This window comes from Glutamicibacter sp. GQ173 (genome assembly GCF_059759215.1).
The window spans coordinates 240815-266022 of the sequence record NZ_JCAXDT010000003.1; the positions used below are offsets into that span (position 1 = coordinate 240815).

At 61.4% G+C, this 25208-nt stretch carries 27 protein-coding genes; 12 read left to right on the forward strand and 15 right to left on the reverse strand.

Features of this window, described 5'->3' with window-relative positions; genetic code table 11:
• Nucleotides 1–224: 224 nt before the first annotated feature.
• The gene (locus tag AC6CHO_RS07120) at nucleotides 225–1586 is read left to right on the forward strand and encodes a GntP family permease (RefSeq protein WP_498214336.1); all 1362 of its coding nucleotides are present in this window, start codon (nucleotides 225–227) and stop codon (nucleotides 1584–1586) included.
• 96 nt (nucleotides 1587–1682) lie between these two features.
• The gene (locus AC6CHO_RS07125) at nucleotides 1683–2132 is read left to right on the forward strand and encodes a hypothetical protein (protein WP_498214337.1); all 450 of its coding nucleotides are present in this window, start codon (nucleotides 1683–1685) and stop codon (nucleotides 2130–2132) included.
• 54 nt (nucleotides 2133–2186) lie between these two features.
• Here the strand turns inward: AC6CHO_RS07125 and AC6CHO_RS07130 are convergent, their stop codons facing one another.
• On the reverse strand, nucleotides 2187–2651 hold the full coding sequence (locus AC6CHO_RS07130) for a hypothetical protein (protein ID WP_195180830.1): 465 nt from the start codon (nucleotides 2649–2651) through the stop codon (nucleotides 2187–2189).
• Between AC6CHO_RS07130 and AC6CHO_RS07135 the strand changes: the two genes are divergently transcribed.
• Nucleotides 2650–3048 (forward strand): hypothetical protein, encoded by a 399-nt coding sequence (locus tag AC6CHO_RS07135; RefSeq protein WP_498214338.1) that lies wholly within the window; start codon nucleotides 2650–2652, stop codon nucleotides 3046–3048. The genes AC6CHO_RS07130 and AC6CHO_RS07135 overlap by 2 nt on opposite strands.
• A 511-nt stretch (nucleotides 3049–3559) precedes the next feature.
• Nucleotides 3560–3997: a DUF6069 family protein gene (locus AC6CHO_RS07140; RefSeq protein WP_498214339.1), complete on the forward strand. Its 438-nt coding sequence runs from the start codon at nucleotides 3560–3562 to the stop codon at nucleotides 3995–3997.
• A 73-nt stretch (nucleotides 3998–4070) separates the two neighbouring features.
• Here AC6CHO_RS07140 and AC6CHO_RS07145 read toward each other — a convergent pair whose 3' ends face one another.
• From AC6CHO_RS07145 to AC6CHO_RS07160, 4 genes are all read right to left on the reverse strand, one after another.
• The gene (locus tag AC6CHO_RS07145; protein ID WP_498214340.1) at nucleotides 4071–5732 is read right to left on the reverse strand and encodes a glycoside hydrolase family 13 protein; all 1662 of its coding nucleotides are present in this window, start codon (nucleotides 5730–5732) and stop codon (nucleotides 4071–4073) included.
• Nucleotides 5733–5794: 62 nt separating this feature from the next.
• Nucleotides 5795–6670: a carbohydrate ABC transporter permease gene (locus AC6CHO_RS07150; RefSeq protein ID WP_498214341.1), complete on the reverse strand. Its 876-nt coding sequence runs from the start codon at nucleotides 6668–6670 to the stop codon at nucleotides 5795–5797.
• Nucleotides 6667–7593: a carbohydrate ABC transporter permease gene (locus AC6CHO_RS07155; RefSeq protein WP_498214342.1), complete on the reverse strand. Its 927-nt coding sequence runs from the start codon at nucleotides 7591–7593 to the stop codon at nucleotides 6667–6669. Before AC6CHO_RS07155 ends, AC6CHO_RS07150 begins: the two co-directional genes overlap by 4 nt.
• 18 nt (nucleotides 7594–7611) lie before the next feature.
• The gene (locus AC6CHO_RS07160) at nucleotides 7612–8886 is read right to left on the reverse strand and encodes an ABC transporter substrate-binding protein (RefSeq protein WP_498214343.1); all 1275 of its coding nucleotides are present in this window, start codon (nucleotides 8884–8886) and stop codon (nucleotides 7612–7614) included.
• A gap of 87 nt (nucleotides 8887–8973) precedes the next feature.
• On the opposite strand from AC6CHO_RS07160, the gene AC6CHO_RS07165 reads away from it, so the two are divergent.
• The gene (locus tag AC6CHO_RS07165; protein WP_498214344.1) at nucleotides 8974–10167 is read left to right on the forward strand and encodes an ROK family protein; all 1194 of its coding nucleotides are present in this window, start codon (nucleotides 8974–8976) and stop codon (nucleotides 10165–10167) included.
• Between the two features lie 44 nt (nucleotides 10168–10211).
• Here AC6CHO_RS07165 and AC6CHO_RS07170 read toward each other — a convergent pair whose 3' ends face one another.
• Genes AC6CHO_RS07170 through AC6CHO_RS07195 form a run of 6 tightly spaced genes read right to left on the reverse strand, consistent with a single transcriptional unit; the run spans nucleotide 10212 to nucleotide 17195 of the window.
• Nucleotides 10212–11531: an MFS transporter gene (locus AC6CHO_RS07170; protein ID WP_498214345.1), complete on the reverse strand. Its 1320-nt coding sequence runs from the start codon at nucleotides 11529–11531 to the stop codon at nucleotides 10212–10214.
• A gap of 58 nt (nucleotides 11532–11589) precedes the next feature.
• A complete protein-coding gene (locus AC6CHO_RS07175) occupies nucleotides 11590–12408 on the reverse strand; it encodes an HpcH/HpaI aldolase/citrate lyase family protein (protein ID WP_498214346.1) in 819 nt (272 codons plus the stop codon).
• A complete protein-coding gene (locus tag AC6CHO_RS07180) occupies nucleotides 12398–12904 on the reverse strand; it encodes a MaoC family dehydratase (RefSeq protein ID WP_498214347.1) in 507 nt (168 codons plus the stop codon). The genes AC6CHO_RS07175 and AC6CHO_RS07180 overlap by 11 nt, the downstream gene beginning before the upstream one ends.
• Nucleotides 12901–14940: an acetyl/propionyl/methylcrotonyl-CoA carboxylase subunit alpha gene (locus AC6CHO_RS07185; protein ID WP_498214348.1), complete on the reverse strand. Its 2040-nt coding sequence runs from the start codon at nucleotides 14938–14940 to the stop codon at nucleotides 12901–12903. Before AC6CHO_RS07185 ends, AC6CHO_RS07180 begins: the two co-directional genes overlap by 4 nt.
• Before the next feature lie 11 nt (nucleotides 14941–14951).
• Nucleotides 14952–16556, reverse strand: coding sequence for a carboxyl transferase domain-containing protein (locus tag AC6CHO_RS07190; RefSeq protein ID WP_498214349.1), 1605 nt, complete (start codon nucleotides 16554–16556; stop codon nucleotides 14952–14954).
• Between the two features lie 3 nt (nucleotides 16557–16559).
• On the reverse strand, nucleotides 16560–17195 hold the full coding sequence (locus tag AC6CHO_RS07195) for a TetR/AcrR family transcriptional regulator (RefSeq protein WP_498214351.1): 636 nt from the start codon (nucleotides 17193–17195) through the stop codon (nucleotides 16560–16562).
• 238 nt (nucleotides 17196–17433) lie between these two features.
• Here AC6CHO_RS07195 and AC6CHO_RS07200 point away from each other — a divergent pair, with 238 nt between their 5' ends.
• Nucleotides 17434–18198 carry a carbonic anhydrase gene (locus AC6CHO_RS07200; RefSeq protein ID WP_498214352.1) on the forward strand — a complete coding sequence of 255 codons (765 nt, stop codon included), beginning with the start codon at nucleotides 17434–17436 and terminating at the stop codon, nucleotides 18196–18198.
• Nucleotides 18199–18400: 202 nt separating this feature from the next.
• Here AC6CHO_RS07200 and AC6CHO_RS07205 read toward each other — a convergent pair whose 3' ends face one another.
• Nucleotides 18401–18976: a hypothetical protein gene (locus tag AC6CHO_RS07205; protein WP_498214353.1), complete on the reverse strand. Its 576-nt coding sequence runs from the start codon at nucleotides 18974–18976 to the stop codon at nucleotides 18401–18403.
• The gene (locus AC6CHO_RS07210) at nucleotides 18973–19515 is read right to left on the reverse strand and encodes an RNA polymerase sigma factor (protein WP_146276925.1); all 543 of its coding nucleotides are present in this window, start codon (nucleotides 19513–19515) and stop codon (nucleotides 18973–18975) included. The genes AC6CHO_RS07205 and AC6CHO_RS07210 overlap by 4 nt, the downstream gene beginning before the upstream one ends.
• A 96-nt stretch (nucleotides 19516–19611) precedes the next feature.
• On the opposite strand from AC6CHO_RS07210, the gene AC6CHO_RS07215 reads away from it, so the two are divergent.
• The 6 genes from AC6CHO_RS07215 to AC6CHO_RS07240 all read left to right on the forward strand — a co-directional run bounded on the left by AC6CHO_RS07215 (nucleotide 19612) and on the right by AC6CHO_RS07240 (nucleotide 22189).
• Nucleotides 19612–20142 (forward strand): Asp23/Gls24 family envelope stress response protein, encoded by a 531-nt coding sequence (locus tag AC6CHO_RS07215; protein WP_498214354.1) that lies wholly within the window; start codon nucleotides 19612–19614, stop codon nucleotides 20140–20142.
• Between the two features lie 24 nt (nucleotides 20143–20166).
• Entirely contained in the window at nucleotides 20167–20343 is a 177-nt protein-coding gene (locus AC6CHO_RS07220) for a hypothetical protein (RefSeq protein WP_098945523.1), read from the forward strand.
• Nucleotides 20340–20720 carry an Asp23/Gls24 family envelope stress response protein gene (locus tag AC6CHO_RS07225; RefSeq protein WP_498214355.1) on the forward strand — a complete coding sequence of 127 codons (381 nt, stop codon included), beginning with the start codon at nucleotides 20340–20342 and terminating at the stop codon, nucleotides 20718–20720. Before AC6CHO_RS07220 ends, AC6CHO_RS07225 begins: the two co-directional genes overlap by 4 nt.
• Entirely contained in the window at nucleotides 20717–21268 is a 552-nt protein-coding gene (locus tag AC6CHO_RS07230; protein ID WP_498214356.1) for a DUF6286 domain-containing protein, read from the forward strand. The genes AC6CHO_RS07225 and AC6CHO_RS07230 overlap by 4 nt, the downstream gene beginning before the upstream one ends.
• A 1-nt stretch (nucleotide 21269) precedes the next feature.
• A complete protein-coding gene (locus AC6CHO_RS07235) occupies nucleotides 21270–21854 on the forward strand; it encodes a hypothetical protein (protein ID WP_498214357.1) in 585 nt (194 codons plus the stop codon).
• Nucleotides 21855–21928: 74 nt separating this feature from the next.
• Nucleotides 21929–22189 carry a GlsB/YeaQ/YmgE family stress response membrane protein gene (locus AC6CHO_RS07240; protein ID WP_060703033.1) on the forward strand — a complete coding sequence of 87 codons (261 nt, stop codon included), beginning with the start codon at nucleotides 21929–21931 and terminating at the stop codon, nucleotides 22187–22189.
• Nucleotides 22190–22249: 60 nt separating this feature from the next.
• Here the strand turns inward: AC6CHO_RS07240 and AC6CHO_RS07245 are convergent, their stop codons facing one another.
• Nucleotides 22250–23506, reverse strand: a complete 1257-nt coding sequence (locus AC6CHO_RS07245; protein WP_498214455.1) for an SLC13 family permease — start codon at nucleotides 23504–23506, stop codon at nucleotides 22250–22252.
• 212 nt (nucleotides 23507–23718) lie between these two features.
• A complete protein-coding gene (locus tag AC6CHO_RS07250) occupies nucleotides 23719–24831 on the reverse strand; it encodes a PrpF domain-containing protein (RefSeq protein WP_498214358.1) in 1113 nt (370 codons plus the stop codon).
• Nucleotides 24832–25208: the final 377 nt, after the last annotated feature.

The following is a 25208-nucleotide window of genomic DNA, read 5'->3' on the forward strand; positions in this document are numbered from 1 at the left end:
ATTCCGTCTGCCGGGGCCGTGCACATATTCTCGCAGGACCATGCCGGGAAACCCGGTCGCATGCCCATAGGCAATCCGGCACCGGTTTCCTAATATTGGCACATCACCCGCTGTCCAGGGTCAGCGAAACCGAAGAAATCCGGACCTGGCTGATCCAACCCCCAGAGCTTGAGCCGCTTTGCTGGACAGCGATCCACTCATCGTGGCAAAGGAGCCAACCTGCCGTGTACGAACTCATTGTTCTCTTGATCCTCGTGGTCGCCATTGTGCTGGTGACAGCACGCTGGAAAATCAGCCCCTTCCTCGCATTGATTGGCGCCGCAATCCTTGCCGCCTTCGCCTACAGCATTCCCCTGGCCGAAGTGGCGGGCACCGTCACCACCGCCTTCGGCACCACCATGGGCAATATCGGCCTGGTCATCCTCTTCGGCACGATGATCGGCATCATCCTGGAACGATCGGGCGCCGCAATCTCCATGGCCGACGCGCTGATCAAGGTCCTGGGAACCAGGTTCCCCAATCTGACCCTGACAATCATTGGCTACATCGTCTCGATTCCGGTCTTCTGCGATTCGGGCTACGTGGTGCTGAACTCGCTGCGCAAGGCCATCACCCTTCGCACCGGCGTATCGGGGCTGGCTACTTCGGTGGCGCTGATGACCGGCCTGTACGCCACGCACACCATGGTTCCGCCAACCCCCGGCCCGCTGGCGGCGGCCGAGAGCATCGGCATTGCCGATAACCTCGGGCTGATCATTGCCGTTGGCCTTCCGGTGGCAGCCATCTCCGCGTTGGCCGGCCTGTTTTATGCCAGCCGCTTCAACAAGTCCCAATGGACCGCCCTGCCGTCGGAAGACGAGAATGATCTGGCAGACCTGGACTACGAGCAGCTGCGCGCAAGCTTCGGCAAGCTGCCGCATCCGGCCTTGGCCTTCCTGCCGATCCTGGTGCCGCTGATTTTGATCTGTGCCTCATCCATCGCCAAGCTGCCATCCCAGCCGCTGGGCGGGGGATCGCTGGTTGAAGTCCTCTCGTTCCTCGGCACGCCGGTGATCGCCCTGATTTTCGGCCTGCTCTCGGCCACTTTGCTGTTGCGCGGCGAGAACAAGCTGGGCGATTTTAATGAGCAGATGCACGAATCGGTTCGCACCGCTGCCCCGATCTTGCTGATCACCGGGGCCGGTGCCGCATTGGGCGCGGTGCTGGCCGCCTCGGAGCTGACCACGATTCTCTCCGACTCGCTCAGCGGGCTCGGCCTGGGCTTGGCTGTGCCGTTCCTGATTGCCGCCGCCTTGAAGTCGGCGCAGGGATCGTCCACGGTATCGATGGTGACCACCTCCGCGCTGGTGGCGCCGATGCTCGGTTCGCTGGGGCTGGATTCCGAATTGGGAATGGTGCTCAGCGTCCTGGCGGTGGGTGCCGGTGCGATGGTTGTCTCGCACGCGAATGACTCGTACTTCTGGGTGGTCTCGCAACTCAGCCGGATTCCGGTGATCACTGCATACAAGACCCTCAGCGTGGCTACGGCAATCCAGGGCACGGCGGCCTTTGCGACGGTCTGGATTCTGGGGGCGGTTCTGCTCTAGGGCACTGCTGAATACACCCCGGGCACCGCGCCATCATCGAGCTCATCCTTGATGGCGCGGTGCTCTGTTTTAAAGGGAGCTCAAGGGCAGAACTCCTTGGCGACCTTGTTTCCCTTGGATCCGGCAACCAGCATCATGGCGACGCCCAGGGCAAAGCCGATCGCGGTCAGCGCAAAGGCTACGGTGAAATTCTGCGTGAAACAGAAGATCGCCGCGATGATCAAGCGCGCCTATGAAACCGCGCTGGCCTTGCAGGCCGGGCAGATCACGGTGGAAGAAGATGAAGCGGCCAATGATGCTGCCGAACTGGCCAGCGCGCAGGCGCAGGTGGTGCTCACTCCGCTGGTGCTCAACGCCATCACCCACGCCTTTGATGCGTTGGCGGCCTCGGCCACCCGCGTGTCGAAGAACCTGGACCGGCACTGGCGCAATGCGCGCACCGCGGGCAACCACAACCCGTGGGTTTTCAAGGCCCGGCTGATCGGGGACCTGGCGGTCAACGGCACCGAGCTGCCGCGCGTGTGGGCCATCGGAGCGTCGAAGTAGCCGCCACTGAGCGTGCAGGCCCAGCATCCTTTGCCGATGCTGGGCCCACGGTGCTTAGTGCAGCGCTTCGATTCTGGCAGGATCAAAAGTAATGGATTGGGCCAGCAGTTGAACTGCTTCAGAACGTTTGCTCTCTGCATCGACTTCTTTTCGGAATTGCGCGTTTCGAGCGACGCGTTCACGTTCAAATTTCTGTTCAACGCCAGCTAGTTCACGGGCGATGGCCACGGATAGGCCATCGCGGAGTTCTTCGAGCGATGTATTGGAAATTTCAAGTCTCCGGTTGACCACATTCAGTTCAACATCGGGATACCCTGCGGAGCGCAGCCGCTCTTTGACCGCGGTACCGGTGAGGAAATCGGCTTCCTCTGGCTCAGCACGTCGGTTAAAGACCACAGCAACCAGGTATTTTTCTGGTGCCTGATCGGTAAGCAAGCTGCCTGGAAGGCCGTCCAGCAGTACGGTCCCAAGTTTCAGCGTTTCTCGTTCCGAGTTGGGGGTGTTTGCCGAGGAGTTCATGATTGATGCCTTTCATGGTTCACGAGTGCTGGCCGGTGTCCTGCCCACGTTGTGTGGGCGTGGAAATCAGTCGCTGTTTGGCTTGGGTGAATTTTTCAATGCGTCGTTCGGGCCCAAGAATTGGTTCTTGGGAGCTGTAGGCTATCTTGTTCCAACCGCAGGACGTGCAAGTCCAGACCACCTCGCGCATGGTCATTTGGATATCTTGCCTCAGGCCAGCGTCGTGGCCGCCTTCGTTGTCCCATCTCTTCAGCTGGCTTTGATCATCGATGTATCGACGGGTTTCGGTTTCGACCAAGGTGTTTCGATAACACCTTGGGCAACTGATCGGCTTGTCCATGACTGGTCCTCCGTTGCGTCGTGGCCATTATTGCTGCGAGGGTCGCAGGCTTATTGAATTACTGTGGATGCCATGTCACGGCGACGGTAAGCTGCCCCCAAGGTGCCCGGCGCAGGTGACTGCGCTGGTAGCCAGGAAGAACCGATACGGATGGAAGGTGCCACGCTGCCAGCGGTGCGGAGACGTCGGAGATGCGCGGACAAGGATTTGCGACCCGAACTGTGAGGGAGAAAACGACAACGGTGCCAGCCGCCCAGAAGTATGCTTTCCGGTTCAACACTGCTGCGTTAATCTGAACGCCGTCCTGGGATTCCAAGGGCAGCACAAGAGCTTAATGCCGGAAGGAGGAAACCTCCAAGGAGGTGCAAAAGTGGAAGTGGACTCCAATTCCAGTGTACTCCGATTTCGCCTAGCGGAACTGGGAGTTCTCTCTGAGCGCCTGATTGTCCAGTCGATCTTTAATAGATAGCGAGGCTAAGTGTCGTCGATCTCACGCGCGAATGAGGGGTGCATCACCGGTGTTCGAAATTAGAATTGATGAGGACTTTCAACAATTTTGAGGAACACTATGACTGCTCAGGGACAACCAAATAGCCCGTTCAACTTCATTCAGGTCGTCATCGCCGCGCTGGGCGCCGGCTACCTTAACGCCATCATCTTTTTCATCGGCATCGCCTCGGGCGCCTCGATGAAGGTTGGCTCCAACCCTGAGAAGATTGTCGGCTTTGACCACATCCTGCAGTTCACCTGGCTTCCATTGGTGGTACTGGGCTTCGTGGTCTTCCTGATCGGACGCGCAAGCAAGGGCTTCGTCAAGGTCGCGCAGTGGATCGGGCTGGTTGTTGCCGTTCTTTCGGTGATTTCCCCGATCATGAACGCAGTCGATGTGGCTACCGGCTTGACCCTGAGCGTGATCCACGTGGTCACCGGCGCTGCCTGGTTCTTCGCCGTGCATTACGGCAACAAGAAACTGCACGTTCCATCCAAGGACGTCGTCCTCGTCTAGGGGCTCTTGAACTGAGCACTTTGGCACCGCAGATATCCATCTGCGGTGCCAAAGTGTTTTCACCAGCTATTTCCTAGCCGCGGCGCAGCCATGCGGTCGTCGCCGAAGGCAGAAGGCCATCGGCATCCAACGGCGCGCTGGAAAGCAGCAATGTGCCCTCGGGAAGCGCTTGCGGCTCGGCGCTGAAGTTGGTGATGCTGATCCAGCCGCTCGGGCGGCTGAAAGCGAGCACTCCCTCATTCGAGTCGATCCATTGGAAGGACTCTTCGCTTTGCAGTTCCCGGCGCAGGCGCAGTGCTTCGCGGTAGAGCTCCAGCGTGCTTCCTTCCACTCCGTCCTGTGCCGCGACGCTCAGCGGGCCGAAAGCCTGTGGCTGTGGCAGGTGAGGCGCGGCCTCGCCGAAGCCGAAAGAAACTCCGCCAGTTTCCCAAGGGATCGGCACGCGGCAACCGTCGCGTCCCACTTCAACGCCCTTGTTCTTGAAGAAGGCGGGGTCCTGGCGCTGCTCGTCAGAGATCTCACTGACCTCCGGCAGGCCCAGCTCTTCGCCCTGGTACAAGTAGGCGCAGCCTGGCAAAGCCAGTTCCAGCAGCGTTGCGGCACGCGCACGCCGGAGGCCCAGTTCAACGTCCAGCTCCGATTGATCGGCACCATGCAGCAGCCATTTCTTGGCATAGTCCGGATCCCCGGCCAGTGGCAGGCCATAGCGGGTGGCATGGCGCACGACGTCATGGTTGGAATAGACCCAGGTGGTCGAGGAGCCGGCGATGCCTGCCTGCTCAAGATTGAAGGAAATGATCTTCTTGAAGGCCGCCGCGTCGAAGTCTGCCTGCAGCAGGTCAAAATTGAAGGCTTGGCCTAGTCCGGTGGAACGCGCGTAGGCAGGACGGCGATCGGATTCGGTCCAGGCCTCGGCCACCGCAATGCGGGGAGGGTCGTACTCGTCAAAGACCTGGCGCCATTGCACATAGACATCATGGACTTCGTCGCGGTCCCAGATGGGGTGGGTGCCATCCCATGGGTGGGCGTCGAGCTCGGCCTTGGTCGGCAAATTGGCCAGCGGAATGTCTTTGGTCAGGGCGTGGGCCACATCAACGCGGAAGCCGTCGACGCCACGGTCGGACCAGAAACGCAGGGTCTTGAGGAAGTCTTCGCGCACCTCATTGTTGGACCAGTTGAAATCCGGCTGTTCCTTGGCAAAGAGGTGCAGGTACCACTGGCCATCGCCGACTGGTTCCCAGGCAGGACCCCCGAAGACGGATTCCCAGTCGGCCGGGGGCAATTCGCCATTGGTTCCTGATCCGTCGCGGAAGATGTAGCGATCACGCTCGGCCGAGCCCTTGGGCGCGGCCAGAGCGGCCTGGAACCATTCGTGGAGATTCGATGAGTGGTTGGGAACGATATCCACGATGACCTTGATGCCCGCTTCATGAAGCCGGGCCGTCATCTGGTCGAAGTCTTCCAAGGTGCCCAGCCGCGGGTCCACATTGCGGTAGTCATCCACGTCGTATCCACCGTCTGCCAGCGCGGAAGGGTAGAAAGGGGACAGCCAGACTGCATCGATGCCCAGCTCCTTCAAGTAGCCGACCCGCGAGCTGATGCCCGCCAGGTCGCCGAGGCCATCGGCATTGGAATCGGCGAAGCTGCGAGGGTAGATCTGGTACACGGCAGCTTGGCGCCACCAGGTGGCGTCCTTGGATAAGCCGGTGCTGTGGGTGGTGTCTTGCAGGGTCACGGTGCTTCCTTTCGGTGGTGTTTCCAGCCTAGAAGTGGCTGGCTGAATCGGATAGTGCGGTTTCAGGATTTAACGGCGCCTTGGGTCAGTCCTGACATCACCCAGCGTTGAGTGAACAGGTAGGCCACTACGCTGGGGGCCATGGCCATCAGGTAGGAGGCAAAGGACACGTGGTAGTTATTCGAGAACTGGGTTTGGAACAGCTGTTGCACTACGGGCAGGGTCTGGTCCGCCTGCTCGGCGATAATCAGCGATGGCATCATGAAGTCGTTCCACGACGAGAGGAAAGCGAAGATTGCCACCGTGGCACTCATTGGAGCCAAGAGCGGGAAGATGATCCGCCAATAGGTTGTCCAGTTGCTGGCTCCGTCGATCCGCGCGCTTTCTTCCAGTTCTCCGGGCAGGCCCCGCAGGAAGGACGTGAAGAGCAGGACGTTGAATGACAGCCCGAACATGACGTGAAGGATGGCAACACCTGCCGGATTGTCCAGCCCGAAGAGCCCGGTGAGCTTGACCTGGGATAGCGCCAAGACTGGGAACGGGAGGAACATCGCACCCAGGAGGTAGTAGAAGCTGAAGCGGTAGAAGCGCTTGCTCCAGTTGCGGTGGATCGCATATGAAGCCATGGAAGCGACGAGTACCGCGCCAAGGACTGCTACGAGGGTAATCACCAGCGAGATGGTGAAGGCGCGCGGAAAGTTGACCAGGTCCCATGCCGCCGTGAATCCTTCAATCGAGAAGGGCTTTGGCAGCGAGAAGGCCTTGCCGTCCACGGCCTGCTTGGCTGATTTGAAAGCCATCGAGACGGTGATGAAGAGGGGTGCCAGAACCGCCAGCGCGCAGATCCCCAATATTCCAGTAGCCCACCAATTGGTGCGTTCCCGTCCGGCACGCGAGCGAGAGCGCTTGTTGAGTCGTTGTTGCAAACTGAGGTTCATTTTGCTTGTCCCTTGTTGGTCAGGCGCAACTGCAAGAGCGCGATAATCAGCGAAATGACGAAGAAGACCGTGGCATTGGCCATCTGGTAGGCGTAGTCTCCGCGCTCGAATCCGGTGAAAATGGTCATGGCAATGGACCGGGTTTTCACTCCCGGGCCGCCATTGGTCAGGCCGACAATAATGTCGTAGGCACCCAGGAAATTCTTGAAACCGATAATGATGTTGATCCCGATGTAGCCAACCATCAGCGGGAGCGTGACATGCATGAGCTGTCCGATAGCGCTGGCGCCGTCCAGGGATGAGGCTTCGTATAAGTCGTAGGGGATCGCCATGAGACCTGCAATGTAGATCAGCATTGCCGAGGGGATGGCCTGCCAGGCGGTGACGATGACGATCGATAGCCAGGCGAGATCCGGGTTCGAGAGCAACGACGATTTGAGGACCTCTATGCCCAGATGCTCGCCCACGGTGGGCAAGGTGTTGGAGAACAAGAAGTTGAAAACATAGGCGATGACAATTCCTGAAATGACCATGGGCATCACAAAGATGGTTCGCAAAGCGACGCGTGCTCGGATCTGCGCTGTAAGTCCGACTGCCAAGAGGAATGCCAGGGCATTGGCCAGCACCACGGTCACCAAAGCGAAACCGATGGTGAAGCTGTAGGCGCCGATAATGGCGGGATCGGTAAACAGCGCGGCGTAATTGGCCAGGCCGATGATGTTGTAGTCCCCGAACCCCACGGAGTCGGTGAAGCTGAAGAAAATGCCCACGAACGCGGGAACGGCAATGGCGATCGTAAAACAGATCAGGGCAGGGACAAGGAAACCGAAATAGGTAGCATCGATTCGTTGCCGTTTCACGGGTTGGGCAGGAGCAGCGTGATTTTTGCCGTTGCTGGGTTTGGCTGGAGCGGTGAGTGTCATTGTTTCCTCCTGGGCTGGCTAGCTGCGTTGGGCCAGCCGGGCCCAGTCCGCGTCGAGGGTTGTTAGGGTTTGCTCCACGCTGCCGCCGGTGACCAGTCCCTGCATGTAGTTTTCGAAGGGGATGGTGCGCGGAATCGCGGTCGAGACGCCCTGATAGAGGCGCCCGGCATCGATATACGGCTGCAACTGCTTCAGGCGCGGGTCTTTAGTGGGTGGCGAGTCGGAACGAACACCAAAACCGAGGGCTGATTCGTTGTAGGCATCTTGGATTTCGGGTTGGCAAAGGAAGGCGAGAAGTTCACGCGCTTCTGCCTGGTGGTCGGATTGTTCGGGGATCCATAGCGCCAAGTCGAGGTTGACCCTGATTTTCAGGTCGTTGGGGTCCTCGGTCATTGGCAAGGGGAAGGTGCCGATATTGGCATCGCGATTGGTCTTGGCGATTTCGGGCAGTGCCCACGGGCCTTGCATGTACATGGCGGCCTGGCCATTTGCGAAGGCAAGGTTGCCGTCGCCGTAGCCGCGATTGACGGCATCCGGGTTGGAGAACTTGGCCAGTTCTTGCATCTTGAGCAGCGGTTCGGCGAAGGCTTTTGAAAATGATGCGGCGGAACCGGGTGTGAAGTCGGAGCCGATTTCGCGCAGCTCGGCAAAATGCTGGTTGATGTCAATGGCCCCGCCCAAGGTGTAGTCAGCTAATCCCTGTGACACCGTCCACGCGTCCTTGAAGGTGGAGTAGATGGGCGTGATGCCCAGGTCCTCCAGTTCCCCGCAAAGCTCCAGCAGCTCGGAATATCGAGTCGGGATGGCAAGATCGTGCTTCTCAAAAATGTCCTTGTTGTAGAGCACTGCGGCGCCCATCATCGAATAGGGCAACACCGATGTCCGCCCGGGGTAGTCCGGGTAGAGATCCAGCAATTGCTTGATGAACGTTGCATTCATCTTCTGCTGTGGCAGATCAGAGAGATCTGAAAGCGCACCGCGCTCCTGGAATCGCGCCATTTCAAAGTTGTAGTTGAGGCAGCCTAAATCCGGCGGGTCGTTGCGGGCAAATGCTGCCGAGAGCCCTGCGGTGACTTCATGGGTTGCGTTCACCGTTCCCTGGGACGCATTGAACTGCGCCAGCAGATCCCTGAAGTAGGGAACCACTTCCGGCTTGGACTGGTTGAAGCGCAGGGTCACTCGGGTCTCGCTGCTGCTGCAACCGGTCATTGCCAGTGTTCCGGCAGCCATCATCGATGCAATGAACGACCGCCGTTTCAGGGGTCGAGACAAGGCACTTGATCCAAAGTTCATCGGCATCTCCATTGGTGACGTGAGGTAGGGGACTTTATTTTCGAAGTAAATTTAGCATCTAAATAAAATGCCGTCTATACTTTGAACGTGAGTTCAGTGAAAAATTTTGATGCGCAGGGACCCCAGTCCGCAGAAAGCGCCAGCGCGTTGCGCCGCCTAAACACCCAGCGCGTTCTGGACGCCGCATGGGACCGCGAGGCCGTGACCGCCAGTGAACTCATTTCACTGACCGGTTTGACCCGTGCAACAGTTCTCAACCAGGCAAAAGAGCTGGTTGAATCCGGTTGGCTCATCGAGGCCAAGGACACCCGGGCTGCCGGAGCCTATTCCAAGGGGCGACCGGCGCTGCGCTATGAACTGAACCGGACACATCGCTTCATTGCAGGGATCGACGCAGGCCAGCATCGCATCAGCCTGACGCTCAGCGATCTGCGGGGAACTGCGCAAACCCGTACCGAGGCAATTCTCGACCCGCTGGCCTCAGGGCGCCATCGAGCGGAAATTACTGAAAAGCTGCTGGCCGGCGTGCTGGCCGAATTCAAGGTGGACAAGCTAGCGGCCGTGGTGATCGGTGTTCCAGCGCCGGTTGACTCGAACGGTGCCTCTCCGGATGACGAGAATGGCTTCTGGGCCAGCATGAACCCGGAGTGGAAAGCCGCGCTCGGCAAATACACGCACCTGTTGAGGATTGAAAACGACGCGAATCTGGCCGCCATCGCCGAACTGGCAGACGGCACCGTTGGTTCCTTTGCCTCATTGATGGTTGGCGAGCGCATCGGTGCCGGTGTGGTGGTCGACAACCACCTGCTGCGCGGGGCCAAAGGGCTAGCCGGAGAAATGCGCTTCCTTACGCATGTTGCCGGCGTGGGGGATGCCCACGGATTGGGCTACCTGGCTCGCGAACAAGCTAAGGCGGCCTTGTCCCACGGTGCCAGCAGCAGCTTGGCCGTGCTGGACGCGGACTCCTTGCGCGCGGAAGACGTATTCCATGCGGCGGCGCAGAACGACCAGCTGGCCCAGGAAATCCTGGAATCCCTGGGGGCCAGGCTGGCGCGGATCAGCGCCGTCATTTCCGGTTTTGCCGGGTTGGAGCGCGTGGTGCTCTCCGGCGCGATGGCAGAAATCCTTCAGCCGGTGGTTGCTATCGCTCAGCGCGAGCTCGCCCAGGAGCCGGCCCTGACCTGTGTCCAGCTGACCACGTCCACCTTGGGCGCCGAAGTGGCGATGCGAGGAGCAATTGACCTCGGCGTGCAGCTGGCGCGCACCGCAGCGCCTTTCTAGAAGCCCTGGCAGGGCATTTCGGCCTCGTGCTGGCAGCTGGTGGGCTAGGAGCGCACCGGCTCGATGTCCGGTGAATGCGCCGGCTGGCGCAGTCGCGGCATCAATAGCAAGCTGGCTGCTGCCGCAAAGCACAACACCGCAGCGGTAACCCATGCGGCCAGGTAGCTGCCGGTGCTTTCCCGGGACAAGCCGGCAGTGAGCGAACCTGCGCCAGCGCCCACCATGTGGAAGGCGAAAACCCAGCCGAAGACCACGGTCGCCTTGACCGGTCCGAAGTATTGGCGGCACAGCACCACCGTGGGCGGAACCGTGGCCACCCAATCCAAGCCGTAGAAGATGATGAAGATCCAGAGCATCGGCTGGATGGCTGGGCCCATGAGGGTGTGCAGGAACAGCAAGGACAATCCGCGCAGGAAATAGTACACAGCCAGCAGCAGCCACGGACGCACGCGGTCGGTGAGCCAACCCGAGAACACCGTGCCGAGAATATCGAAGACGCCGATCAGTGCCAGCAGGCCCGAGGCCGTGGTGGCGGGCATCCCATGGTCGTGCGCGGCCGGGATGAAGTGCGTCTGGACCAGCCCGTTGGTGGACCATCCGCAGATCCAGAAGGTCATGGCCAGCACCCAGAACGCCGGGGTGCGTGCCGAGGTGAACAGCACCCGCAAGGTCGCAGCCGCCATGGATCCCTGGGGCTTCGGTGCTGGGCCCGCCGCTTCGGTTCCGCCGTAGGGGAGCATCCCGACCTCGGCGGGGGAATTGGCAAAGGGCCAGCGCAGCAGCGGGATGATCAACAGCGCAAAGGCCGTCACGACCAGGGCGGCAATCCGCCATGACGCGTTCTCAATGATGGCAACAATGGAGGGCAAAAAGACCAGTTGGCCGGCGGCATTGGCACCGGAGAACAGTCCCATCACCAGGCCGCGGCGTTTGCTGAACCAGCGGTTGGCCACCACTGATCCGAAAACCAATGCCATGGCTCCGGTTCCCAGACCCACGAACAGGCCCCAGAGCAACCACAGTTGCCAGTAATGGCTGATGAACACCGAAAGCCCGGCGCCGGCGGCCACCAGGCCCAAAGCCGCCATGGCCACCTTGCGCATCGAATAGCGTTCGAGCAGGGTGGCGGCGAACGGCGCGGCCAGGCCGTAGACCACCAGGTTGATGGTCACCGCGGTGGAGAGCTGGGAGCGCTGCCAGCCGAATTCGGATTCCATCGGTTCAAAAAATGCGCCGGTGGTGGAGCGGAAGGCCGCGGCCGCCACCAGAGCCAGGGTGGTGACGATGGCGACCAGCCAGGCGCGGTGCACTCGTGGTCGGCGACCGGAATCTGGTGATGCTGCAGATGGAGGCTGAAAGCTCATGGAACCAGCATCGCCCCGGTGCAGGTCAGGTGCCTAGTTCGTGACCATTGCGCGACACCTAATCCAGCTTCGCAGCACTGGCGAGCGTGGCTCGCGCCTGTCGCAGCAGTGGCTCATCCACCATTTTCCCGTCCAGGGAAAAGACCCCCGGGTGCAGTTCTGCCTCGACAAGGATTCGCTTGGCCAATTGCACTTCGGCAGCGGTCGGCGCATAGGCCTGGCGGATGATCTGCATCTGGCTCGGGTGGATCGATGCTTTGGCCACGAATCCCGAAGCCTTGGCATCCTGGGATTCCAGGAACAGTCCTTCGCTATCCGGGATATCCAGATACACCGAGTCGATGGCCGCCTTGCCCTGCGCGGCCGCATGGATCAGCACCTGGGACCGGGCGAAGCTGGCCACCTGGCGGTAGCTGCCATCATCATGGCGCGACGAGGTCCCACCCAGCGAAGCGATCAGATCCTCGGCACCCCACATCAAGGCCACCACATTCGCCGCCGCCGCAATCTGCGCCGCATGGGCAATGCCGGGGGCCGATTCGCACAGTGCCACGACGTCATAGTCCGCGAGCCGGGCCGGTTCCGCACCGGACTGGACCTTGGGCAGCATCACGGTGGTGTAGCTGGTGTGCTGCAGCGCTTCGAGGTCCTTCAGAAAGTGCCCGGTATCCACGGGGTTCACGCGCACGATGGTGCGGGCAGGATCCAGGCAGCTTTCGCGCAGGGCGAGCCGGGCGGCCCCCTTGTTCTCCTGGGCAACGGCATCTTCGAGGTCGATGATCACCGCATCGGCGCGGCCAGCCGCCTTGGCATAGCGTTCGGGCCGGTCGGCGGGGCAGAACAGGATGGCCGGGCCCATCAGGAATTCACTCATCATTCGCCGCTTTCTTGGAATCTTCATGGGCCTGTTTGGTCCACATCAGGCAGGTGCGCGTGGCGGTAGCGACTACTTCGCCGTGCTGGTTGCGCCCGGTGTGGGTCATCGATGCCAGGCCTTGGCCGGGCCGGGATTTCGAGGGGCGCAGTTCGGTGATCTCGGTTTCGGTGTACAGGGTGTCGCCGTGGAACATCGGATGCGGGAAGCGCACGTCATTGATCCCCAGCTGGCCGATGATGGTGCCCTCGGTCAACTGCGCCACCGACTGGCCGATCATGGTGCTCAGCGTCAGCAGCGAATTCACCAGGGGCTTGCCAAAGGGCTGGGTGGCCGCCCAGGCGGCATCCAGGTGCAGCCCCTGGTTGTTCATGGTCATCGTGGTGAAGACGATGTTATCTGCTTCGCTCAATGTGCGCCCCGGCTTGTGGGCGTAGATGGCGCCCAGGACCAGCTCGTCGAAATACAGCCCGCGCTGTTCGATCCTTTGCCCGCTCATGCCAAGCGCTCCTTGTCCTCGACGTGCAGTGGTTCCACGGTGGCGATGACCTGCTTGGCCTTGACGAGGTCACCGGTCTTCAACGCCGGCAGGCGCACGATTCCATCGGCCGGGGCCAGCAGCTGATGCTCCATTTTCATCGCTTCCACAATGGCCAGCAGCTGGCCGGCGGCTACCTGCTGGCCGTCGGCGGCCTGCACCGAGATGACGGTGCCGGGCATCGGGGAAAGCACCTCGGGGCGGTAGTCGCCCGATTCCTTGGCGAGGCTGGACAGCTGCCGCTCCAACACCTCTTCGCGAGGTAGCGCGCGCAGCGACGCATTCCAGCCGCGATCGCTCAGCCACAGTGTGCCGTCGGCGTCCCAGGCGTGCTGGATTCCGCAGCGCACGCCGTTGATCTCAAGGCCCGAGCCGAGCTCCCGGATGAAGTGCTCCTGGCCGCCAACGCTGATCTTGTTGCCCTCGGGCATGACGAGCAGGGAGGTTGCGGCCTGGGTCTGCCCGGTGTCGAAGTGCCGGGTGACCGGGTGGTGGTGTTGTGCCCGCCAGCCATCGCGCAGGCCCCAGGGGCTGGTGCTGGCGGGCCGTCTCAGGTATTCCAGATGCGCGGCCAGCGCCAGCTCGAGCGGGCCGGATTCGCGGAAGCTGAACTGCTCCATCTTGCGTTCGATCAGGTTCGTATCCAGCCTGCCGGCACTGACGTCCTCGTCGGCCAGGAGCAAGCGCAGGTATTCGCTGTTGGTCAGCACGCCCAGCACGACAGTCTCGGCCAGTGCGCGGTCCAGGCGGGCCACCGCTTCGGCGCGATGCGTGCCCCAGGCGATCACCTTGGCGAGCATCGGATCGTAGTGGGCGCTGATTTCCAGCCCGTCGAGCAGCGAGCTGTCCACGCGCACGCCAGCCGGCTCGCGCACCTGCAGCACCGTGCCCGTCGAGGGCAGGAAGCCGGCGGCAGGGTCTTCGGCGTACAAGCGTGCCTCGATGGCGTGGCCAACGAGGCTGACCTGGTTCTGGGTGAAGTCCAGCGGCTGCCCGGAGGCGATGCGCACCTGCCAATCCACCAGATCAAGCTTCTGCCCGTTGACCCGCACCACTTCTTCGGTGACCGGGTGTTCCACCTGCAGGCGGGTATTCATTTCCATGAAGAAGAACTCGTCGGGGTTCTGGTCGCTGGCCAGGAACTCCACGGTGCCAGCCCCCACATATCCCACCGATTGCGCCGCCGCGATCGCGGCAGCTCCGATGCGTTCGCGGATCTGCGCCCCGTGCTCCAGGTTCTCGAACAGCGGGGCGGGGGCTTCCTCGATGACCTTTTGGTGGCGGCGCTGCAGCGAGCATTCGCGCTCGCCGAGGTGCACCGTATTGCCGTGGGCGTCCGCCAGGATCTGCACTTCGATGTGCCGTGGATTGCGCACCAGCCGTTCAAGGAACAAGGTGTCGTCGCCAAAGGCATTGCGTGCGGTGCGCCGGGCACTGGCCAGCGCTTCGGGAAGCTGGCCTGCGGATTCCACAGCGAACATGCCCTTGCCGCCGCCACCGGCAGATGGCTTGATCAGCAGCGGGAAGCCGACCCCGGAGGCGGCCTGGATGAGCTGCTCATCGCTCAACGCGGGTTCCGCGATGCCGGGAACCACCGGAACCTGGTGGGAGAGCACATGGTTTTTGGAGCGGATCTTGTCGCCCATGAGGTTGATGGAGTTCACCGGTGGGCCGATGAAGGCAATCCCCGAAGTCTCCAGGGCGCGGGCGAAGTCCACGTTTTCGGACAGGAAGCCGTAGCCCGGGTGGACCGCCTGGGCGCCGCTGGCCTTGCACGCATTGATGACCGCGGTGATATCCAGGTAGCTCTCATTGGCTGGTGCTCCGCCAAGGCGGATGGCGGTATCTGCGTGGGCAACATGCAGCGCACCGGCATCGGCGTCGGAGTAGACGGCCACCGAGCGAATGCCCAGGGCGCGCAGGGTGCGGATAATGCGCACCGCGATTTCCCCGCGATTGGCGACCAGGACCGTATCAAAAAGGTTTGTGCTCATCATGATCTCCTTGGCTACATCCGGAACAGGCCGAAGCTGGTCTCCGGCACTGCGGTGCGGGCGCAGACATCCAGGGCAAGGCCCAGCACCCTTCGGGTGTCCGCCGGGTCGATGACCCCGTCATCCCACAAGCGCGCGGTGGAATAGTACGGGTTGCCTTGGGTTTCGTACTGCTCGCGGATCGGCGCCTTGAACTCTTCCTCTTCCTCGGCGCTGAAGCTGCTGCCGGAGGCCTCCAGCCCGTCGCGCTTCACGGTAGCCAGCACCGAGGACGCCTGGTTGCCGCCCATCACCGAGATGCGCGCGTTGGGCCACATCCACAAGAAGCGCGGGGAATAGGCGCGCCCGCACATGGAGTAGTTGCCGGCACCGAAAGAGCCGCCGATGATCACCGTCAGCTTCGGGACCCGGGCGGTGGCCACTGCGGTGACCATCTTCGCGCCGTGCTTGGCGATACCACCGGCCTCGTAGTCGCGGCCCACCATGAAGCCGGCCAGGTTCTGCAGGAAGATCAGCGGGATGCCGCGCTGGTCGCACAGCTCGATGAAGTGCGCGCCCTTCATGGCGGACTCGGAGAAGAGCACCCCGTTGTTGGCGATGATCCCCACCTGGTGTCCGTGGACCTGCGCAAAGCCGGTGACCAGGGTTGTGCCGTACTCGGCCTTGAACTCGTGGAACTTGCTGCCGTCGACCAGCCGGGCGATGACCTCATGCACGTCGTAGGGGGCGTTGACGTCCACCGGGACCACACCGGCCAGCTCGCTGCCCGGGTAGAGCGGCTCGGCCACCTGGCTCTCGATGCTCCACGCCGGAGCCGGGTTGGACGGCAGGGTGGAGACGATATCGCGGATGATCATCAGCGCGTGCTCGTCGTTTTCGGCCAGGTGATCCACCACCCCGGAGGTCTTGGCGTGCAGGTCCCCGCCGCCCAGCTCCTCGGCGGTGACGATTTCGCCGATGGCTGCCTTCACCAGCGGCGGGCCGCCCAGGAATATGGTTCCCTGGTTGCGCACGATCACGCTCTCGTCGCTCATCGCCGGGACATAGGCGCCGCCGGCGGTGCAGGAGCCGAGCACTGCGGCCAGCTGCGGGATTTTCTTCGCGGAGAGCTGCGCCTGGTTGTAGAAGATGCGCCCGAAGTGCTCGCGGTCCGGGAAGACCTCATCCTGCATCGGCAAAAAGGCCCCGCCCGAATCGACCAGGTAGATGCAGGGCAGGTGGTTCTCCAGCGCGATTTCCTGGGCGCGCAGGTGCTTCTTGACCGTCATCGGGAAGTAGGTGCCGCCCTTGACGGTGGCGTCGTTGGCGATGACCAGCACGTGCCGGCCGTGCACCAGCCCGATACCGGCGATCATTCCGGCGCCGGGGCTGGCGCCGTCGTACATGTCCTCGGCAGCCAGCGGGGCAATCTCCAGGAACGGGGATCCCTGATCAAGCAGCTGGTCCACGCGCTCGCGGGGCAGCAGCTTGCCACGCTCCACGTGGCGGGCGCGGGACTTCTCCGACCCGCCTCGGGCGGCGCGTTCCAAACGCTGGTGCAGTTCAGCCAGCAGCGGTGCGTTGGCTTTGGCATTGATCTCGAATTCTGCGGGATCCGTTTGGGAAGAGAGCGTCTTCACTTTTCAGTCCTTCGGTTCGGGTTCGCTGGCGATCACCAGGGGGACGGGGAGCTCGGTGCGGGATAGCGGGGACTCGTTGGAGACGGCGAGCATCCGCATGGCCAGCGCCACGAAGTTCAGTTGCACCTCGGGCAAGGACAGCCGGCCATCACGGCGGAACCAGTGGGAAACCCCGGTGCCCATTTCCATCATGGCCAGCCTGGCGATGCCCAGATCCCCGGTGCTGAAAGCGCCCTGGGCGGTACCGTCCTGGAGAACCTGGGCGAAGAGCTGTTCATAGCTATCGCGCAGTGCCTGCATGTGGGCCGCGTTCTCGGTGGACAGCGCTCGCATCTCGTGTTCCGCGACTCGAGAGGTCTTGGGGTTGGTGGCGGTGAATCCGACATGGAAGGCCACCAGCAAGGCCAGCTTCCGGGCGGGGTCGGCCCCGGCAGCCGAGGCGTGGCTGGCGCCGTCGATCATCGAATTGAGGCAATTCTTGATGATGCCAACGAGCAGCTCTTCCTTCCCGCCGACATAGTGGTAGAGCGTGGCCGAATTCAATCCGACTGCCGTACCCAATTCACGGATGCCGGTGGCGGCAAACCCGCGTTGGGCAAAGCAGGACACCGCTGCTTGCTGGACTGTACCGAGTTCCAAAGGACACCGCCTTATGCTCCCAATCAATCGATTGACAGGTTCCATCCAATCCGACAAGCAGGGTGATGTCAATCACCTTCCGTGTTTCGTCATAAAGTCGGCGGCTCGGGGCGCGGGGCGAAATATTCGGAAATTTGTTTATGAATCAAATGCAGAAGATTACACTTCATGATGATATTTACTGCGAAATCTGAGTTAATGACATTCAGGTGCCCACGAATTACGAGCGGAAAGCACTATGCCACAACCCATTGACAGTGTCGTCAACGCGACCGTAACCAGCCGTCGAAAACTCCTTGCGGGTGCGACTGGAATACTGGCTCTCGCTGGACTGAGCGCCTGTGCAAGTGAAAAGTCCCCGCAAGCCACTGCCGTCAACCACGCAACAACACCGAAGACGCCCGATGACGTGCTCAAGGCGCTGGCCGAAGGAAACCAGCGCTACACGTCCGGCCAGGTGCAGCATCCGAACCAGGACTCGCAACGACGCGGCGAGCAAGCCGGGCACCAAACTCCCTTTGCGCTAGTCCACGGCTGCGTGGATTCGAGGGTGGCACCGGAGATGCTCTTTGACCAGGGCATCGGGGACCTCTTTGTCACCAGGACCGCAGGGGCGGTATTGGATGACACCTTGGTGGGCAGCATGGAATTTGCTGTTTCCTCCCCCTACTCGGTCCCGCTGCTGGTCATCCTCGGCCACAGTGCGTGCGGTGCAGTGACCGGCACGCTCAAGGCCATGGAAGCCACCCCCCAAGACCCGCAGCTGCCCGGCGAAATGGAGGACTTTGCAGATCAAATCGCGCCAGTGGCCCGGAGCCAGAAGATTTCAGGATCCGGAAGCGAGGCGGTGAACCGGGTGGTGAAGGCCAATGCACTCGCCGTCGCCAAGCAGCTGGTGGAGCGCTCGGCAATCATCCGCAAAGCGGTCGAAGAGCAGCGCACCCGTGTAGTGCCGGCCGTATATGATCTGGAAACCGGTGAAGTGAGCTGGCTGGAGAGCTAGGTTCAACCGGAAAGCCGCAGACAAAGAGAAATCCCCGCCGGCTATGCCGGCGGGGATTTCTACGATCATCACTCGCACCTTCAATGAGGTAGCTATTACGTTACGCAAGCATCCTATGCCCCAGCTGAGCAGGGGCTTCGCGCTGGCAATGCATTCAGGAAGCGACCCCGTCCAGCGCAACGGTGTGCGAAAAGACGCTCTGCTAGTTCTTCTCGCGCAGCGTGACAGACTCGATGGCCTGGCCGTGAAGGTCCTCGATGACAAGGTCGACGACTACCTCGTCCCAACTGATCAGCGGGCTGATGGCATCGCAAACGAAGCCAAGGACCTGCTGCTCGATGGTGTTCACGGTGCTGTCATCGGACATGCTCACATGGCACTGGATTTTCCAGCGAAGATGCGGGACCTTCGCGTCGGTGGCCTTGATTTCGGTGTAGTTCAACTGCGTGGTTGCCGAGTCGGCGAACGCCTTGCGGATGGCCTTGACCAGCTCGAGGGATGACAGGCGCTGGGGCAGGCCAGTAGCGGGATCCTGCACATCCCAGATGCGCTGGCGAGGCCCGAGGTTGGCAATTTTCCCGAGGATCCCCTTCGAGAAGGCTTCTGGCTCGTGCTCGGGGGTTGAGGACTGCAGCAACCGGGTGATGAACCCGTTCTGGTCCTTGAGCCGCTGGCGTTCGGCATGGCACCAGCGGCACTGCAATTCGTGCAGGTCGGCGGATTCGTCCAGATTCAGCAGGACGTCTTCGGAGGTACGTCCGCAGGGGAGGGTTGTCATGACACCGCCTCGCTGATTGCATTGCGTGCTCGTGCGAGTCGCCCTCGCACCGTTGATTCTGAAACGTTCGTGACCAGGGCTGCTTCCTTGTAGCTCATGCCTTGGAGCGCGACCAGCACGAACGTCTGGCGAAGCGCCGAGGGCAACCCATTGATGATCTGCCAGGCATCGGCCACTTCACCACGTTGCACGGCCACGTTCTCGGGCAGTTCCCGGTCGGGCACCGGGGTTTGCTCTAGCACTTCATCATCCACGGTTTGCTGGTCATTGGCACGTTGGCGGATGCGATCGAGGCAAATATTTCGCGCCATCCGGTAGAGCCATGTCTTGAAGGCGGCTCGTTCGCGCAGCGAGCCCAAGGACTGCCACGCGCGGATCCAGGCGTCCTGGGTGGCGTCTTCTGCATCGTGCCAGCTGCTGAAAAAAGTCTTGCAATATTGACGCAGGCCAGGGGTCATCACGGTGACGAGCTCGCCAAATGCTTCGGGGTCGCCTTCCATTGAGCGGCCAACAAGCACGGCCAGCCGGGTCGGTTCCAAGCACCCTCCTTGAGTGACCTAGATCACATTCAAAATGTGTGAGGATTTCTGTACAGCTCTCGTCTGTACGAGTGTAAGGCAAAAATTATCTCTTCAATGACTAAGGAGACCATCATGGTGCAACGAGATTCCCAAGGGCCGATCATCAAGCCAACCGGCGAAGAACTGGAGCGCCAGGCCAAGGCGGCGTCAGCCAATGAAGCGCAAGCCAGCGAGAAGCTGCGCGGCCCGCTGCACACCGATCTGGGCAAGACAACCATCGAAGACCGCGTGGTCCAGAAGATCGCCAGCATCGCCACCCGCGAGGTATCCGGCGTCTACGCAATGGGCAACGCCGCCCGCCGGACCTTCAATTCGCTGGCCGAGCGCATCCCCGGTGCCCAGGCCAACGCCGCTGGCGGCGTGAGCGTTGAAAAGGGCGAGCAGCAGACCGCCATCGACGTCTCGATCGTCGTATCCTACGGATTCTCCATCGTCGAGGTTTCCAGCGAGATCCGCTCGAACATCATCGCCCAGGTCGAGCGCGCCACCGGACTGGAAGTCATCGAGGTGAACGTGGAAGTCACCGACGTGCACCTGCCAGAAGACGATGATGACGACGCTGATACCCGTGACGGACTGAAATAACTGTCCCCAGCTAAGGAGCAGAACATGTTACACGTCAAGTGGGGGCTGGCCATCGGCTGCCTGGCCGGGCTGCTGATTGCCTTCGGCTCATTCACCCAGTTTGTGGTGGTGGCGTTCTTCACCATCATCGGCGCCGGGGTGGGTTGGCTTTTGCAGGACAGGGTTGATCTCGGCCAAGTGTTCAGCAAACGTCGGCGGTGAAGCAGATGGCAGAGCTGTCCTCGCACCGTGGAAGCACCACGGTGAACACGGGCGTCTATTCAAAAGTCGCTGCCCAGGCGGCCTATAAGGTGCCGGTGGTCGGCTCGGCTGCCGGAGGGATCCTGGGGCTGGGCAAGTACCGGGATTTTGATAGCCGGCCCAAGGCCAAGGCCGAGGTGCTCGGGAACATGGTTGTTATCGACCTGGATCTCGGCCTGAGCTATCCGAGCAATGTCCAGCAAGCCTGCGAAGACGTGCGAAACATGGTCGCTGCGGATCTGCGCGCATACCTTGGAGTTGAACAGGTGCAAACCGATATCCGGGTGAGCTGGATGTCGGCACCGGATGAAGGAACCAGAAACAGGAGGCTGCGATGAACAGGTTCTGGCACGTTCGCAGTGCTCGCACTTTGACCCTGGCGATCAGCTTTGCCATCCTGTTGGCCGCAAGCATGATCCTGGCGCTGTCCTGCATCTTGCGTTTGGCCGACGGGCGTTGGCCCGGCATTGCCGAGCAGGGCGTTAATGCGTTGCGCGGCCTGCGCTTCAGCGACAACCTGGCAGTTATCGCCATGGCGGTCCTTGCGGTGCTCGGCCTGCTGCTGATGCTCAGCGCACTGATTCCCGGGCGCCGGCAGAGCATCCTGCTCACCAGCGATGATCCTTCAGCTGGATCGGAACAAGCAATCTCATGCCGGGGAATATCGACCTTGGTGGGGCATGAAGTTGAGCGAACGGATTCGGTCACCTGGGCAAGGGTGAAAACCAGTCCGGCCCTGGTGCACGTGAGAGTGCAGACTCCGGCCCACTCGGTCCAGCGCGTGCAGGACAACGCGCAGGCGCGGGTGCAGTCAGTGATCGATGGCTTGCCATTGCAACGCGCTCCCAAGGTCAAGGTCTCGGTGCAACAACGAGGTGGGAACTGAAATGTTCAAAACGCATGTGGTGCGACAGCGAATCATTCTCGTGATCCTCGGCCTGGTGCTGCTGGCTGGCGGCGGATGGGGCCTGGCCTCCGTCTGGTGGGGGCTGCCTCCAGGCAATGATTTCGGCCAAGCCGAGATTGGCAGCAGCCTGCCGATCGATCAGCAGTACCTGGTGCCATTGGGGTTGGCGATAGGGATTGCGGGCATGGTGCTGTCGCTAGCGGTGCTGATCACCGCCATTCCGCGCCGCCCAGCGGCGCACAAATTCAGATATGAATCACGCACCGAGGGGGTGAGCGAGATCGAAACTTCGGTCATAGCAAAGGCCGCGGAGACTGCCGCGCAGACGCAACCAGAAATCGTGGATGCGAATGTCCAGATCGGCGGCAACGCAACCGAGCCTGTGCTCTATGCGCGGTTCACCTTGCGCGCCGATGCTCCGGCGAATCGCGGTATCGAGCTGGTCAATGACCGGATGATACCGGATCTCGAAATGGTGCTGGGAGTGCCATTCGCCAGCAAACACGTGTCATTCAGCTTCCAGAAGCCGGAAAAACAGGATTCCCAGAAGGCTGTGCTCATCTGAGCCGGCCCCGGGCATCAAGAAATCATCACCAGCGGCACGCTGATCGTGCCACAACACTTGGGGAGTAGAAACAAATGGGAATTATTGGTTGGGTCATCCTTGGCCTCATTGCCGGTGCGATCGCCAAGGCGATCAAGCCGGGAACGCAGGGCGGGGGCTGGCTGGCAACGCTCTTGCTGGGCGTCGCCGGTGCGCTGCTTGGCGGCTGGATCGGATCGGCTATTTTCGGTGTCGGCATTAGCCAGTTCTGGTCATTGTCCACATGGCTGCTGGCCATCGGAGGTTCCCTGATCGTGTTGATCGTGTGGGGACTGGTTACCGGCAAGCGACGCTGAGTGCGCAAACCAATGGGAGGGAACCATCACGGTTCCCTCCCATTGGCGTAGCCGGGGCAATTACATGATGCCGGTTGGCACCAGCAGCAACCAGGACAGTGCCGGTGCAATCAGTACCACGGCACCTGCGTACACCATCAGCTGCTTGTAGGTGCGGGTGCGATCGCTTTCCTTCACGTTGGCCACGACCAGGGCGCCGGCGGTGGAGAACGGGGAAACATCAACCACGGTTGCCGAGATCGCGATGGCTGCCACTGTGCCGGAGACGCTCAGCGAACTGACGGCCAGCAGCGGTCCGGCCAGTGGAACGAACGCGGCAAGCAAGGCAGTGGATGAAGCGAAGGCCGATCCAATGCCGATCACGTAGCACAGCACCAAAGCGATCAAGACCGGTGCGCCCAGGGCCAAAGCCATATGGGCCAGGGTATCGATCACGCCAATGTGGGTCAGCAGCGAGACGTAAGTGATCATGCCGGCCACCAGCAAGACGGTGGACCAGGAGATGCCGGCGACGAACTTCTGCTGCTCCTTGATATTCAGCAAGGCCAGCAGCAAGCCTGCGCTCAAGGCGACAAAGCCGATGGGCAGGCGCAGGACCAGTGCGCAGAAGAGCATGACGCCGATCAGCACCAGGGTGTAGATCTGCTGTCCTCGCGGACAGGTGGAGCGGATCTCTTCGACTTCCGCATAGCCTTCGCCCTCGGCGGTGCGCAGCTTGCCCATCAGGGCAAAGACGATCACAGTCAGGATCGACAGGATCAGGTTGATCGCAAAGCTGGCGGCAAACAGCGCGTTGGCTGATATCGGGAAGCCGTTTTCCATGGCGATGTCATGGACCAGGACGCCGGAGACCGACAGCGGGGAGAACCCGCCGGCGTGGGCGCCATTGATGATGAAGGCGCCCATCAGCAGCGGGTGGATGCGCGACTCGTAGGCAAAACCGATGGCTGCTGGTGCCAGCAACGCGACGGCTGCAGGGGAGAAGGTGCCCAGCGAAGTCAGTGCCGCGGCGACCAGGAAGAAGACCCAGGGGAGCAGCATGGTCTTGCCGCGAACCATGCGCACGCAGTTGCGCACGATGATATCGATGGTGCCGTTGTGCTGCGCCATCGAGAAGAAGTAGGTGACGCCGATGATGGTCAGCACGATGCTGGCAGGGAAGTCCGCGAGGATCTCCTTGTCATCCATGCCCAGCATGAAGTAGCCGATGCCGAAGGAGGCGACCAGGCCCATCACGCCGATGTTGACTGGCCACTTGGTCGCGATGATGAACATCAGCACCAGGACGACCAGGGGGATGACCTGTTCGGTGGTCAGCGAGGCTCCGGTGCCCGAAGGCTCGGCGCTGGATAGCGCCGGCCCTGCCAATACGGCGATGAGCACCGCTATGAAGGCGAGCGCGGCAACGATGAGCAGGTTGCGCTTGGTGCGCCGGTTCTGGCGGCGCGGGTCCACCGTATCGACGTCGAGGTTTTCTTGTCCGGCTGGGGGTGTAGCTTTGAACCCTGTATTAGTCATGGTCGCTCTCCTCAGCGGCTGGCGCTTGCTAGGTCGGTCCCGGCAACGCTGCCGAGGGACTCCGGGAGGTGGATAGTGGAACTGGCGATGGAGCGGGCGGTGCGATCCACTCCGACGTACATGGAGCCCTCGCGTTCTTCGCTCCAGGTCTCGATCACTCCGGCGGGGGTGCGCAGGCGCAGCGTGGGGCGGGGAGCGCCACCGGTGATTTCGCCCAGCACCGTGCCCGGTGCCTGGGCACCGAGGGTCAGCGCGACGCTTCCGGTAATCGCCAGCGCCGGGTGGGGCTTGCCCATGGAAAGCATCATGACGTTCGCATCGCTGTTCTCATCCTGTGGCGCCGCGGCAATGGCGAGCTTGGGGATGGCCCGGGCGGCCTGCCCGGGGGTGGCGGCCAAACCCATGCGCACCGCGGCTTCGCGGCGCACCTGATCCAAAGCGGCGAGTTGCGGGTCGATGGCAGCCATCCATGAATCATAGTTGGCGGTGTCAAGGCCGAGTTCTTCCGCCCGCAATACTACGACCGGAGCTCCGGCATCCAGCAAGGATGCTGTCCATGCGCGGCCTGCGGCAACCAGGGTGTCCGAGGGATTCCCGGTGGGCAGGAAGCTGCCGGTGGTCTTGCCTGCCGGGTCGCGGAAACCGAGCCCGACCTTGTAGCCGGCGCGTGCGACGCCCGGCATCTGGGATTGGGGAACGATGGGCAGTGCTCCATTGGGCGTATCAACACGCTGGATGATGATCTGGCCGGTATTCGTATTGCGCGTGATGACCCGGGTGATGTCGCCGGAGGGCGTGATCCATCCCTGCTCGATGGCGTAGAGTCCGACAACTGCCGAGCAGTTGCCGCAGTTGCTTCCCCAGTCGACGGTGGCTTCTTCGATGCCTACCTGGGCGAAGGTGAATTCCACGTCAATTTCGGCGTCTTCGGAACGGTGCAGGATGACTGCCTTGCTGGTGGTCGAGGTTGCTCCGCCGACGCCGTCGATCTGGCGCGAATCAGGGCTGCCGAATACTTTCGGCAGCAATTCATCGAGGTTGGCACCAGTTTCTTCCAGGTGCTCGGATTCGAAGACCCAGCACTTGCTGGTTCCTCCACGCATCCATTCAGCTTGTATGTTCATAGTCATTCCTGCATCTCGTCGTGCCGCGCGTTTCGCTCCCGGTCACTCGGTCCGGATCCATCGTCATCCGGCTATGGAAAAACCATAATCTGCATCACATTTGAAGTCTACGTACATAAGATGCAAGGCATTGTAGAAATGCTTAATTTGTATTGATTTCAGGACTGTGGGCCAAGATTTTCAAAGCTTGGCTCCTTATAAAAAGGTAGGTGTCCAACATCAGAACCACTGATTTTAGAGATTGAACAAGATATTCAGTTCCTTGAAGTACTGCTTATGCCTTCTCGCTGTTACGGGCGAAAAGAATTTTGGGACGACCTGCAGAGCGACGTGGCGGCCTGTGCCAGTAGAGCAAAAATGCCGTTGCATCACGCGGC

Bases quoted from the DNA above. Each gene is read 5' to 3' on its own strand.
- AC6CHO_RS07135 (WP_498214338.1), top strand. From the start codon at position 2,650: ATGATTGATGCCTTTCATGGTTCACGAGTGCTGGCCGGTGTCCTGCCC.
- AC6CHO_RS07130 (WP_195180830.1), bottom strand. From the start codon at position 2,651: ATGAACTCCTCGGCAAACACCCCCAACTCGGAACGAGAAACGCTGAAA.
- AC6CHO_RS07140 (WP_498214339.1), top strand. From the start codon at position 3,560: ATGACTGCTCAGGGACAACCAAATAGCCCGTTCAACTTCATTCAGGTC.
- AC6CHO_RS07150 (WP_498214341.1), bottom strand. From the start codon at position 6,670: ATGAACCTCAGTTTGCAACAACGACTCAACAAGCGCTCTCGCTCGCGT.
- AC6CHO_RS07155 (WP_498214342.1), bottom strand. From the start codon at position 7,593: ATGACACTCACCGCTCCAGCCAAACCCAGCAACGGCAAAAATCACGCT.
- AC6CHO_RS07160 (WP_498214343.1), bottom strand. From the start codon at position 8,886: ATGAACTTTGGATCAAGTGCCTTGTCTCGACCCCTGAAACGGCGGTCG.
- AC6CHO_RS07170 (WP_498214345.1), bottom strand. From the start codon at position 11,531: ATGAGCTTTCAGCCTCCATCTGCAGCATCACCAGATTCCGGTCGCCGA.
- AC6CHO_RS07175 (WP_498214346.1), bottom strand. From the start codon at position 12,408: ATGATGAGTGAATTCCTGATGGGCCCGGCCATCCTGTTCTGCCCCGCC.
- AC6CHO_RS07180 (WP_498214347.1), bottom strand. From the start codon at position 12,904: ATGAGCGGGCAAAGGATCGAACAGCGCGGGCTGTATTTCGACGAGCTG.
- AC6CHO_RS07185 (WP_498214348.1), bottom strand. From the start codon at position 14,940: ATGATGAGCACAAACCTTTTTGATACGGTCCTGGTCGCCAATCGCGGG.
- AC6CHO_RS07200 (WP_498214352.1), top strand. From the start codon at position 17,434: ATGCCACAACCCATTGACAGTGTCGTCAACGCGACCGTAACCAGCCGT.
- AC6CHO_RS07205 (WP_498214353.1), bottom strand. From the start codon at position 18,976: ATGACAACCCTCCCCTGCGGACGTACCTCCGAAGACGTCCTGCTGAAT.
- AC6CHO_RS07215 (WP_498214354.1), top strand. From the start codon at position 19,612: ATGACTAAGGAGACCATCATGGTGCAACGAGATTCCCAAGGGCCGATC.
- AC6CHO_RS07220 (WP_098945523.1), top strand. From the start codon at position 20,167: ATGTTACACGTCAAGTGGGGGCTGGCCATCGGCTGCCTGGCCGGGCTG.
- AC6CHO_RS07230 (WP_498214356.1), top strand. From the start codon at position 20,717: ATGAACAGGTTCTGGCACGTTCGCAGTGCTCGCACTTTGACCCTGGCG.
- AC6CHO_RS07235 (WP_498214357.1), top strand. From the start codon at position 21,270: ATGTTCAAAACGCATGTGGTGCGACAGCGAATCATTCTCGTGATCCTC.
- AC6CHO_RS07240 (WP_060703033.1), top strand. From the start codon at position 21,929: ATGGGAATTATTGGTTGGGTCATCCTTGGCCTCATTGCCGGTGCGATC.
- AC6CHO_RS07250 (WP_498214358.1), bottom strand. From the start codon at position 24,831: ATGAACATACAAGCTGAATGGATGCGTGGAGGAACCAGCAAGTGCTGG.